The organism is Bifidobacterium catenulatum subsp. kashiwanohense JCM 15439 = DSM 21854, assembly GCF_001042615.1.
Classification (GTDB): domain Bacteria; phylum Actinomycetota; class Actinomycetes; order Actinomycetales; family Bifidobacteriaceae; genus Bifidobacterium; species Bifidobacterium catenulatum.
Window position 1 is genome coordinate 406152 of sequence record NZ_AP012327.1, and the last position, 11686, is coordinate 417837.

8 protein-coding genes are annotated in these 11686 nt (G+C 52.7%); 7 read left to right on the forward strand and 1 reads right to left on the reverse strand.

Translation table 11 applies throughout. The annotated features are described in order from the left end of the window. Position 1 precedes the first annotated feature (1 nt). Positions 2 to 1810, reverse strand: a complete 1809-nt coding sequence (locus tag BBKW_RS01640) for a family 43 glycosylhydrolase (RefSeq protein WP_158332745.1) — start codon at positions 1808 to 1810, stop codon at positions 2 to 4. Between the two features lie 459 nt (positions 1811 to 2269). Between BBKW_RS01640 and BBKW_RS01645 the strand changes: the two genes are divergently transcribed. The 7 genes from BBKW_RS01645 (at position 2270) to BBKW_RS01675 (ending at position 11685) form a co-directional block, all read left to right on the forward strand. Then, positions 2270 to 3958, forward strand: a complete 1689-nt coding sequence (locus tag BBKW_RS01645; RefSeq protein WP_051920303.1) for an ABC transporter substrate-binding protein — start codon at positions 2270 to 2272, stop codon at positions 3956 to 3958. Between the two features lie 79 nt (positions 3959 to 4037). Beyond that, positions 4038 to 5030 carry an ABC transporter permease gene (locus BBKW_RS01650; protein ID WP_033500822.1) on the forward strand — a complete coding sequence of 331 codons (993 nt, stop codon included), beginning with the start codon at positions 4038 to 4040 and terminating at the stop codon, positions 5028 to 5030. A 30-nt stretch (positions 5031 to 5060) separates the two neighbouring features. Then, entirely contained in the window at positions 5061 to 5987 is a 927-nt protein-coding gene (locus BBKW_RS01655; RefSeq protein ID WP_172790513.1) for an ABC transporter permease, read from the forward strand. A gap of 1 nt (position 5988) precedes the next feature. Further along, entirely contained in the window at positions 5989 to 6861 is an 873-nt protein-coding gene (locus BBKW_RS01660) for an ABC transporter ATP-binding protein (RefSeq protein WP_033500823.1), read from the forward strand. After that, positions 6854 to 7669: an ABC transporter ATP-binding protein gene (locus BBKW_RS01665; RefSeq protein ID WP_033500824.1), complete on the forward strand. Its 816-nt coding sequence runs from the start codon at positions 6854 to 6856 to the stop codon at positions 7667 to 7669. The genes BBKW_RS01660 and BBKW_RS01665 overlap by 8 nt, the downstream gene beginning before the upstream one ends. Before the next feature lie 85 nt (positions 7670 to 7754). After that, entirely contained in the window at positions 7755 to 9386 is a 1632-nt protein-coding gene (locus BBKW_RS01670) for a glycoside hydrolase family 43 protein (RefSeq protein ID WP_033500825.1), read from the forward strand. Between the two features lie 256 nt (positions 9387 to 9642). Then, on the forward strand, positions 9643 to 11685 hold the full coding sequence (locus BBKW_RS01675) for a right-handed parallel beta-helix repeat-containing protein (protein WP_033500826.1): 2043 nt from the start codon (positions 9643 to 9645) through the stop codon (positions 11683 to 11685). Position 11686: the final 1 nt, after the last annotated feature.

The window sequence follows — 11686 nt, forward strand, 5'->3', positions numbered from 1 at the left end:
TTTATTTCACTGTCACGTGGATCGACACATTGCGCAGGGCCAGATTGACGTCGCGATTCGCGGAAAGGTTGAATCTCGGACGTCCATCCACATCAAAATGCACGCGGCGAATACCGGCGCAACGTTCACGGCTTTCGTAACTGACCTCGCCGTGGAACGCAATCCACAGGTTGCCAAGATCGTCCCGGAAGAAGGAATTATGGCCGGGGCCGTATTCTCCCGCAACCGACTGGTAGTGCAATACCGGTGTAAGGCTTTTGTGCCAATTTGCGGGATTGGAAAGATCATCCTGCGGATTCGCGGTCAGCAGACCGACCGCGTACGTGTAGCTGTTTGCAGCGCCTCCGCTGTAGCTCAGATAGACGCAGTCCTCTGTAACAAATGAGTGTGGTCCCTCGTTGTTGATCGTACCTTCCGTATTTTCCCAGCTGAGCGTCGGACGGCTGAGCAGTCGTGGTTCGCTGGCCAGCATCCATGGCCGGTCTTCGTTCAATGCGGCGATATAGAGCATGGAGCCGGTATCGAACGAATCGTTGAATCCGTTGCGGTATGACCATACAGCGTAGGTGTGGCCCCCAGCCTTGATTACCGTCATATCGAGCGTGATTCCACTTGCGGCCAACGGGCTGCCATCCGCACGTACAAGGCGTTTTGGTTCTTCCCAACTTTCCTGGTCGATGAAACTCCCGCCATGACGTAGATGCATGACATGGCATTGCGGTCCCCAGATCTTGCCGCTGATGGCGAAGAAGATATATGGTTCGCCGCCCACGATGTGGAATTCCGGTGCCCAGAACGTCTGGATATGGCCTTTTAGCTCGTCGTAAGGTAAAATCAGATGGTTTTCGATGCCAGGAGCGAATAACTCCTCCGGACTGTCGGCTTCTCGCGCATAGAACTCAACGTCGTTCATTTTGTCATTGGTGAACAGCAGGTAATATTTGCCTGCCCACGGTACGATGACCGGATCGCCGGTTCCGTGCGTGAGCGGGAAACGATAACGGTTTCCATGCAGCACGCCGTGCACGACATAATCGCCTGGCTTGGTGAAGTCCACGGTGGACATATCCCAATCCACTTGTTGCGGCGCGGTGGAGCCGTCCGTATACGTTGCAATGGCGGCAATAGATTCGATATCCTTCGCGCAGTGGGCGATAACGGAATCGGGCATATGAGTGGCGCAGTGGGAGAGCTCTCCCCAGTATAGTGTCAGTTTGTCGGCCAGTGAGGCATTAATCATAACGCTATTACCAGGTATGGCATCCTCCGGTAGACCTGGCAGCATTTCAGCTTCCTTTTCCTCATGCCAGACGGTGGGCTTGACTTCGAGGGCAGTGCCGGGCAATGTGGGGAGCAATGTCTCATAGCAGCCAGAATCGGATTTCCATGCAAATGAGTAACCGTCATCTTCGATATGGACGTGCAATGCGTGAGCGGCTTCATTTCCAATCGAAAGCGGATCAAGCTGCGTAAAGGTCATGAAATCCTTGGTCTTCCATATCAATATGCGGTGGTTGGAATCTGGCTCTCCTGTTTCCTGTGTGCGTATTGCGGCGATGCCCCAACCTCCCTCTATAAGGGGAAAGATGTAGGGGTTTTTCAGGCTTTTTGTGTCAATTGTGTTGTTTTCTGTGATATCTGCCGGGGCGAATAGGATACCGTAGTTCTGGTTCAGAGATTCATAAACGCGACCGTCTCTGCTGATGGCAAAGTGAACGGCGTAGGCCAGACCGCAGGGTGTCATCCCAGGCTTATGGATGCGTGTATATGCAAGGATGGTGGCGGTTCGTCTGTTGAGAATATGCTCCATAACGTAATCCTCTCGGTGGGGTGAAGCTGTGTCCTTGATTCCGGGACGCATGGCTTATGTGATTCGGAATGGGCGCAACGATGCGCCGCTTGTAGATTATAGCGCAATATTTCTGTGTTCATAGGTCGGCCCTCCGATGATTGCCATAGCAGGCAGGGTCCATGTTGACGTCGTGCCGTGTCGCTGTTTTGCATACCTAGGTGATGAGGCGCGTACAGGGGTTTGTCGCTAAGCTCGTCTGTGGGAACATGTATATTCCTTTATTTTAGCGGGAAAATATAATCGAAAGTTTCGTAAAGTACTGGCGAGTCGTTTTCGTTATTAAGATTTCCAGTATTTAAGTTAAACGATTTGACTTTTTTAAAACTAAGCTATATAATCAAACAGTGATTTGGCTAAAAGCCAAAGTTTTGCGAAACATAAAGATGTGCTTCGTGCATGTCACCAAAGGAGAAAGACATGATGAGATCAAGAGCCTGGAAGCGTGTGCTTGCAGCCGCCTGTGCAGGTATTGTGGCCTTTTCTGTGGCCGCGTGTGATGGCAATGATGCAGCCATTAAGAAAGCGGAAAACATCGTCAACATCGCGACGATTTCTACGTCGCAGCTTACTGAGAACTGGAATCCTCTGAGCCCGACCGCTTCTCAAGGTACTTGCGGTGCTCTGTATGAGGGGCTGTTCTACGTGAATGTGGCAGGCGGCGACGATACGATGCAACCGATGCTGGGCGAATCGTATAAGTTCAGCGATGATAACAAAGAGCTTACGATTAAGTTGAAGGACGGCCTGAAATGGAGTGACGGTAAGCCGATTACCTCTGATGATGCCGTGTATACCTTTAATTTGATTAATAAAACCAGTAGCTTGAACAGTATTGGCTGGCACGGCACTGTTAAAAAGGTCGACGACACCACCTTCACGCTAATTTTTGATCAGGTTGCAACCATGACGGCTCGCGCCATTCTCACCGGTGTTCCGTTGGTTCCGAAGCATGTTTTCGAAAAGATGGACGACGTGACCACCGATGTGAATAAGAATCCTGTCACGAGTGGCCCATTCACACTTGATGAAAAGGACTTTACCTCACAGAACTATGTGTTCCGTGCAAATCCGAATTACCATGAGAAGGGCCAGCCATATATCGACGGTGTTCGCTACACATCCTATGCTGGCGGTACTGCCACCCAGGATGCAATCATCGCAGGTGAAATCGACTGGGCTTCGAATGTATTCCAGGATCCGGAGAAGCAGTTGAAGAATGCTCCGGTTGATTATCTGACTATGCCGTCTAGTGCGCAGGTGCTGGTCACCTGTTCCAATGCCGAACTTGGCTGCACTGGTCCGCAGACCGATGTTGCCGTCCGTAAGGCGATTTATTACGGTATGGATCGTGCGCAGTTGAACAAGCTGGCATTCTACGGTATCTTCTACGATTCCAGCTCTTCGCTGACTCCTACTCCTGAAAACGAAGAGTACCTGTCTCCGGATGTTCCTGAATCGACGGTTCCGGAAGAGGCCAATGTTGAAAAGGCAAAGCAGTTGCTTGAAGATGCCGGTTATACGATGGGCAGTGATGGCATCTACCAGAAAGACGGCGTGCGTCTGAGTTTTGAAGTGCCCGCGATCTCCGGCTGGACCGAATCAATCAACGGTGTTGATGTTGCTGGTCAGCAGCTGAAGAAGGTCGGTATCGAAATGAAGGTCAAGCAGGTTTCCGCCAATGAGATGACCGAACTGTACTCGAAGGGTGATTTCCAGATCATCACTGAGAACATGTGGTATTCGGGTTCCGAGCCGTATGACTTCTACAATACTTTCTACGCTTCCGACCAGACGGCTAAGGTCGGTGAGAAGGGCGTTAACGGGTGGGCCCGTTACTCCAACAAGACCGTAGACGATGCGTTGGATGTCATCAACTCGACCACCGATACCAATGTAAAGAAGGAACAGTACGCCATTATCCAGCAGCAGGTCTATGACGACATGCCATACATCCCGATGATGCGTACCGCAACCATGGTGGAGACCAGTAAGGAATACACCGGTTGGGTCACTAAGGACAACGTCTACGCCGCCCCGGCCAGCTGGAATACCTGGGACACAGGTATCATCCTTCGTCAGATTAAGCCTGTGACGGATAACAAGTGACGTTACCGCCAATATCCCAAACAATTGGTAGGTGTCCGTCAGATATCGACGGACACCTACCCTACCGAATCGAGAAGCCATGAAATACTATCTTCGTAAGTTCGGGTTCTATCTGGTCGCTTTCTTTGCTGCGCTTACGCTTAATTTCGCTATCCCGCGCATGCTTCCAGGCGATCCGGTGGACATCGTGCTGAACAGATTGGCATCAAAGGGCCCTGTACAGCCGGACACGCGAGCTGCTATAGAATCCATGCTGGGTCAAAGTGACGGTCAGCCGCTTTGGAACCAATACGTTACGTACCTTAAAAACATTTTCACCGGAAACTGGGGTATCTCGGTGGCCTACTTCCCAACCCCGGTTTTGGAAGTCATCAAGAACGCACTTCCTTGGACAATCGGTCTGGTTGGCATTACCACGATTCTGTCCTTCATCCTGCAGCAGATTATGGGCATTGCTGCTGGTTGGAAGCACGGACGAAAGTTCGACAGCTTCATTGTCCCGGTATCCACAGTATTCCAGTCTGTCCCTTACTTCTGGCTTGCATTGATTTTTGTGTCTTTGTTCGCCAAGACTTTGGGATGGTTCCCGCTTTCCGGCGGATACGATTACCAACATCTGAATCCCGTGCTTTCGCCTGTGTTCATCGGTAGCTTACTGCATTACGCTTTCCTTCCCGCTTTGACTATTTTGGTTAGCTCCTTTGGTGCAGGTGTGGTTGGTATGCGTAACATGATGGTTTCCACATTGTCTGAGGACTACATTCTCACTGCAGAGGCCAAGGGTTTGACAGATTCCCGTATCAAGTGGCGTTATGCGGCTCGAAACGCCATTCTTCCGTCGGTGTCTGGTTTCGCTGTTTCCTTGGGCAACGTCGTGGGCGGCTCGCTGCTTACTGAAACGGTGTTCTCTTATCCTGGCATTGGTCAGCAGCTGCTTTTGGCTGTGCAGAACAATGACTACGCCCTGATGCAGGGCATCTTCATGATCATCACAACCAGCGTCTTGGTCGTCAATTTCATCGTGGATGTTTTTTACGGTTTCATTGATGCCCGAACTCGCCAGACGGACTGATTGGAGGGATCTGTCGTGACTTCACAAACTATGACTGCTACAAAAGTGTCCAATCATCAGGCTCCTAAACGTAATCGCTTCGATGCGGTCAAGCGTATGCTTCCGCGTCGCTCCGCCAAGCTCGTCACAGGTCTTGTACTGCTCGGTGCGGTGCTGCTGTTCGCGATTATCGTGCCATTTTTCGGCGATGACCCGAATGCCATCAGTGACATAGGCCTGACAGCCCCGTCGGCACAGCATCTACTGGGTACGACGATGAGTGGCCAGGATGTGTTCATGCAGTTGGCGTATGCGACGCGTGGATCTCTGATTATTGGCTTCTCAGTGGCAATAATTGCGACGATTCTTTCTGGAATCTTCGGTATCCTTGGTACGTACGTCGGTGGCATCTGGGATGATTTGCTGGCTTTGATTACTAACGTCATGCTAGTTATCCCTGGACTGCCTCTGACCATCGTCATTGCAGTGATGTCCCCAACCCGAGGCATCGCTATGGTGATCATCGTTTTGGCTATTACCTCTTGGGCCGGCTCGGCCCGAGTGCTGCGCGCGCAGACCCTATCCATGCGCGGTAGGGACTATGTGCTGGCGGCAAAAATCTCAGGCGAACGTCCTTGGCGAGTCATTGTTGTCGAAATTCTGCCGAATCTGTTGCCTTGCATGGCTTCGCAGTTCGTGTTTGCCGTGATTTTCGCAATTCTTGGCGAATCCTCGCTGTCATTCATTGGACTTGGTGCTTCTGGCCAGTTGACTTTGGGCACGATGTTGTACTACTCCCAGAATGCGGCCGCTATCAATATCGGTGCGTGGTGGTGGTTCATCCCGCCGGGAGTCGTTGTGGCCATCATCGGCGCTGGCCTGTCCTTCATCGACTTCACGATCGATGAGGTGATTAATCCGAAGCTGCGCACGTTGAACGCCAAGCCTGCCAAGAGCAAGAAAGCGAAGGTGAAGTGAGATGTCTGAAGTCGATAAGGACGTCCTGTTCGAGATTAACGATCTTGATGTCATCTACGATTCCGAGAATCCGGTACATGCTGTGCAGCATGCCAACTTGCAGATTCGACGTGGAGAGATCATGGGTTTGGCCGGTGAATCTGGATGCGGCAAATCCACGCTTGCTTACAGTGTGAACCGTTTGCTGAAAGCTCCTGGACGTATCTCCTCGGGAGAAGTGCTGTTCCATGATGCATCCGGCGAAACAATTGATGTGCGTGCCTTACAGGGGAAAGCATTGCGTGACTATCGCTGGGCGAAGACATCCATGGTGTTCCAAGGCGCAATGAATTCATTGAGTCCGGTTACCAAGATTGGTAAGCAATTGGAGGATGTGTACATTACGCATTGTCCTGGTATGAGCAAATCGGAGCGTCAGGATCGATGCGCTGAGTTGTTGAAGATTGTGCATGTTGACCCCAATCGTTTGGCTGCATACCCGTTCGAACTGTCTGGTGGCATGCGTCAACGTGTGATGATTGCCATGGCTTTGGCCCTTGATCCACAGTTGATTATCATGGATGAGCCGACGACTGCGCTCGATGTGGTCGTCCAACGCGAAATCATTCAGCAGATCACAGAACTCAGGAATCAGCGTGGCTTTTCCGTCATCTTTATCACGCATGATTTGCCGATGCTTTTGGAAATCACGGATCGTATCGCCGTGATGAAGAACGGTGTCATTGTTGAGCAGAACACGTCCGAGAACATCTATTGGCATGCCCAGCATCCATATACCCAGCGTTTGCTGGGCTCCTTCCCGTCCTTGACGGGCGATCGTGGAGATTTTGTCCGCGTGGTTGCGAAGAATTCGGAGGTTAAGAGCCATGAGTGAAATCAAGCTCGATCACATTGTCAAGGATTTCGATCTGCGCAATGGTCTGAAACACACCACGATTCATGCGGTCAAGGATGCCAGCTTTACGCTGGAATCCGGAAAGACGATTGCGTTGGTGGGCGAATCCGGTTCCGGTAAATCAACTATCGCGCGAATGATTACTTGCTTGGAGACTCCGACTTCAGGTACCATTACACTTGATGGTAAGCCGGTTCCTCGCGGCGGCAGGGCTTTGCACCAGTATCGTCACAACGTGCAGATGGTATTCCAAGATCCGTTTGCTTCCTTGAATCCGTATCACAATATTTATCACCATCTTGTTCGTCCGATGAAGATCAATCATTTGGCTAAAACAGAAGAGGAATATGAAGAGCGGGTCATGAAGCTTTTGGAGCGCGTCGAATTGTCTCCGGCCAAGGACTTCATGTGGCGGCGTCCTCATGAACTGTCCGGCGGACAGCGTCAGCGTGTAGCCATCGCTCGCGCTCTGGCTCCTCAGCCCAAGATTCTTATTGCTGACGAACCGGTTTCGATGTTGGATGTGTCCCTACGCCTAGGTGTGCTGAACCTGTTGGCCCGTATCCAGCAGGAAGAACAGCTTGCCATGCTGTACATCACTCATGATCTGGCGACTGCCCGTCACTTTTCTGATGAAATTATGGTGATGTACCACGGCGATATTGTTGAACATGGTCCATCGGATGAGGTGATTCTGCATCCGAAGAACGAGTATACGAAGAAGTTGCTTGGTGCCGCACCGGATCCGGATGCGTTTTTCCGTGCCAAGCGTGACCATATCGCGTGACGGATTGTGTGGCATAAACCGCTGTCGTCTATATAAGGCAGTCCGTTTATGCCACACTGTTGCATTCTCATAGGGAGCGTTTATTATGCAAATCGCAAACCCCGTTCTCCCGGGATTCAATGCCGATCCCTCTATGATTCGAGTCGGGGATACCTACTACATTGCCAATTCCACGTTCGAATGGTTCCCAGGTGTCCGTCTGCACGAGTCCAAGGACATGGTCCATTGGAACCTGTTGCCGAGTCCACTGAGCCGCATAAGCCAGCTTGATATGCGAGGCAATCCGTCATCCGGTGGCATCTGGGCTCCGGACCTTTCCTATGCGGACGGCAAATTCTGGCTGATCTACACGGACGTGAAGGTCGTGAACGGTGCGTTCAAGGATTGCACGAACTATTTGGTCACTGCCGAAAGTATCCATGGTCCGTGGAGCGAGCCGATTCGCGTGAACGGTGTCGGCTTCGACGCAAGCCTGTTCCATGACGACGATGGCCGCAAGTATCTGGTGCAGCAGACTTGGGATTTTCGTGAGTACCATCATGGCTTCGACGGCATCACACTGACCGAATTCGATGTGAAGACGATGAAGCTCAAGCCGGAAACTGAACGTACGATTTGGCGCGGTACGGACGTCAAACTCACCGAGGGACCACATCTGTACAAGATCAATGGCTATTACTACCTGTTCGCCGCTGAAGGCGGTACCGTGTATACGCATCAGGAAGTCGTGGCCCGATCCAAGACTTTGGACGCGTTGTCCTTCGAAGGCATGCCGTCGAATCCGTTCATCACGAATTTCGACACGCCGCGTTCCTATCTGCAAAAGCAGGGGCATGGCGCGCTGGTCGATACCCCGTCCGGCGAATGGTATTACGCCTCGCTGTGCGGTCGTCCGTGGCATCACGACAATGAATCCTTCACTGATCCGCGCGGCTGGTGCACGCTGGGGCGTGAAACCTCCATCCAGAAGGTCGAATGGACCGAGGATGGCTGGCCGTATATTGTCGGAGGCCATGGCGGACAGCGTTATGTGGATGCTCCGAAGGATGCCATCGAGACCGAGGCACCTGCGGATCACAGCCAGCATGACGATTTCATGTCCGATACGTTGGATTTGAATTGGAATACGCTGCGTGTGCCGTTCGATGGCAAGATGGGCAAGGTCGGTGGCGGCGTGTTGGAACTGCGTGGCCAGGGCTCGCTGTGCAACCTTTTCGATCTGTCGTTGGTGGCACGTCGTTGGCAGGCGTTCAACTTCGATGCGACCGTGAAAGTCGAATTCGATCCGAAGAATTACCGTCAAATGGCCGGTCTGACGAATTACTATGACGATTTGTGCTGGTCCTGGGTGTTCGTGACCTGGGACGAACAACGTCAGTGCCGTGTGATTGAAGTCGCACAGAACGATTTCAACAACTACACGTCTTTCCTGCGCGACAAGGCACCTGTTGTGCCGGATGACGTGAAGACCGTATGGCTGCGCACGAAGGTGCGTAAGCAGTGGTATTCGTACGAATATTCGTTTGATGGGACTTCATGGGTCGATTTGGGCGTGAAACTGGACGCGAAGATCCTGTCGGACGACTATATCCTGCGTCGATACGGCGGATTCTTCACCGGAGCATTCGTCGGTTTGGCTGCAATCGATCTTTCTGGATACGACAGGGTTGCGAAATTCAGCGAATTCGATTATCGGGAATTGCCCGATAACGAGTAGGTGTTTTGGTGGCGACGGGAGCTGTGTTTTCGTCGCCACTGACGTATGCAAGCCGTCATGAATCGTATACGGAGACTTTATGTGGACTTGTCAAAGATGGAAGAAGGAAGAGCAGCGATGCTTGCGATGCCGAAGATTTTCGATGACGGATGTGTGCTGCAATCCGGGCAGGACGTACCGGTATGGGGTTGGTGCGAACCATGGCGGAGCGTTACTGTCACGGTTTAGGAACATGTGTGAATAAGGAGATTCAGCAATGAAGTTTGAATACCATGTCAAACCAACCGGCAGCGATGTTGCGTGCGGCGACGCGGAGCATCCGTTCGCCACGATTTCCAAGGCCGCACAGATGGCCTCTCCGGGTGATACGGTAATCGTGCATGAAGGCGTATACCGCGAACAAGTCGATCCGAAACGCGGCGGTCTGAGTGAACATGAGCGCATCACCTACTGCGGAGCCGAAGGCGAAGCACGGCCGGTTATCAAAGGCTCGGAATGCGTGCAGGGCTGGACGGAATTGGCCGATCATCCGCATGTGTGGACGGTGATGCTTGATAATACGATGTTCGGGGATTTCAATCCATTCGCGACCCCGATTTTCGGTGACTGGCTGGAAATGCCCAAGTTCGGCAAGGATCCGGACAAACATCTTGGCGATGTGTATCTCAACGGTGTTTCCTTCTTCGAATCGACGACGTTGGAAGGCGTATACGATCCGCAGCCGCGTGATACGGATGAGGATTTCGCGTTGAAGATTCCCTGCCCTGTGCCGGATGTGGACCGTACACGTTATGTATGGCATGCCGAAGTGGACGAAAATGCCGGCACCACAACGATCTGGGCGAATTTCCAAGGTGTCGATCCGAATGAGGAACTGGTGGAGGTCAGTGTTCGTCGCACATGCTTCTTCCCTTCCCGCAACCATGTCAACTACATCACTGTGCGTGGCTTTGAAATGGCGCAGGCCACTGGAGATTGGGCGCCGCCTACCTCGCAGCAGTGGGGCATGATCGGCCCGAACTGGTCGTATGGCTGGATCATCGAAGACAACGTGCTGCATGACGCCAAATTCTCCGCGGTGTCATTGGGCAAGGAAATCTCATCCGGCGACAACGAGTGGGCGAAAACCGAGCGCAAGACCGGTTACCAGTACCAGTTGGAGGCCGTGTTCAAGGCCCGTCGCATCGGCTGGGAAAAGGGGCTGATCGGCGGTCATATCGTACGCAACAACGACATCTACGAGTGCGGACAGAATGCCATCGTCGGACATATGGGCAGCGCATTCTGCCGTGTCGAGCATAACCATGTCCATCACATTGCGTTGAAGCGTGAATTCTTCGGATGGGAGGTCGCTGGCATCAAATTCCATGCCGCATTGGATACGGTCATTGCCAACAACAACATCCACGACTGCTCGCTGGGCATGTGGATGGATTGGCAGACGCAGGGCACGCGCATCACGCGCAATGTGTTCCACGATAACGTCCGTGACCTCATGATTGAAGTGAGTCATGGGCCGTATTTGGTGGACAATAACGTTTTTGCCTCGCCGGTGATGTTTCAGAACTGGTCGCAAGGTGGTGCCTTCGTCAACAATCTGATTTGCGGCGGCATTGAACCGCATACCGTCCCCGACCGTTCCACGCCGTATCACTATCCGCACACCACCGAGGTGGCCGGGTGCGCTGTGGTATCCGGCGGCGATGAGCGTTGGCTGAACAACATGTTCGCGCCGCAACCGGTGAAACCGACCGTCGGTGAATATGGTTTGTCCGCCTACAGCGATTGCCCGATGTCGATGCATGAATACTTGGAACGCCAGCGGGCCATGTGGGCAGATCCTTCGCAGGGTGGTGGCGAGCGCAATCCTCTGCAGTCTCTATACGCGGGCGGCAACATCTATCTGTCCGGCGCACAGGGGCTGAACAAGCAGGAAGGTGCGGCCGACGATTCGGAACGCATGCAGGAGGACGCCCCGTTCTTCGGCGGCACCGCCTCCACGAGCGTTGCGTGTGATGAGCCCATGCCGGTGACATTGGTCGAAGAACCCGATGGACTGTACCTGCAGTGCACTGTGCCACAGGCCGTCACCGATACCAGAATGCAGGTCGTCACCAGCGATATGCTCGGCGTGCCTCGCATCGTGGAGGAACGCTATGAACAGCCCGATGGCAGTGACTATGTGCTGGACACCGACTTGCTGGGACAAGCCTTGACGGCAACGGAACGCAAAGCCGGGGCGTTGAATGGTCTTGTCTCCGGAGAGAATCACATCCGAATCTGGGAATGGAACAACTGAT

Excerpts from the sequence above, each read along its gene's own strand:
- BBKW_RS01640 (WP_158332745.1), bottom strand. The coding sequence starts at position 1,810 with ATGGAGCATATTCTCAACAGACGAACCGCCACCATCCTTGCATATACA.
- BBKW_RS01645 (WP_051920303.1), top strand. The coding sequence starts at position 2,270 with ATGATGAGATCAAGAGCCTGGAAGCGTGTGCTTGCAGCCGCCTGTGCA.
- BBKW_RS01650 (WP_033500822.1), top strand. The coding sequence starts at position 4,038 with ATGAAATACTATCTTCGTAAGTTCGGGTTCTATCTGGTCGCTTTCTTT.
- BBKW_RS01655 (WP_172790513.1), top strand. The coding sequence starts at position 5,061 with ATGACTGCTACAAAAGTGTCCAATCATCAGGCTCCTAAACGTAATCGC.
- BBKW_RS01660 (WP_033500823.1), top strand. The coding sequence starts at position 5,989 with ATGTCTGAAGTCGATAAGGACGTCCTGTTCGAGATTAACGATCTTGAT.
- BBKW_RS01665 (WP_033500824.1), top strand. The coding sequence starts at position 6,854 with ATGAGTGAAATCAAGCTCGATCACATTGTCAAGGATTTCGATCTGCGC.
- BBKW_RS01670 (WP_033500825.1), top strand. The coding sequence starts at position 7,755 with ATGCAAATCGCAAACCCCGTTCTCCCGGGATTCAATGCCGATCCCTCT.
- BBKW_RS01675 (WP_033500826.1), top strand. The coding sequence starts at position 9,643 with ATGAAGTTTGAATACCATGTCAAACCAACCGGCAGCGATGTTGCGTGC.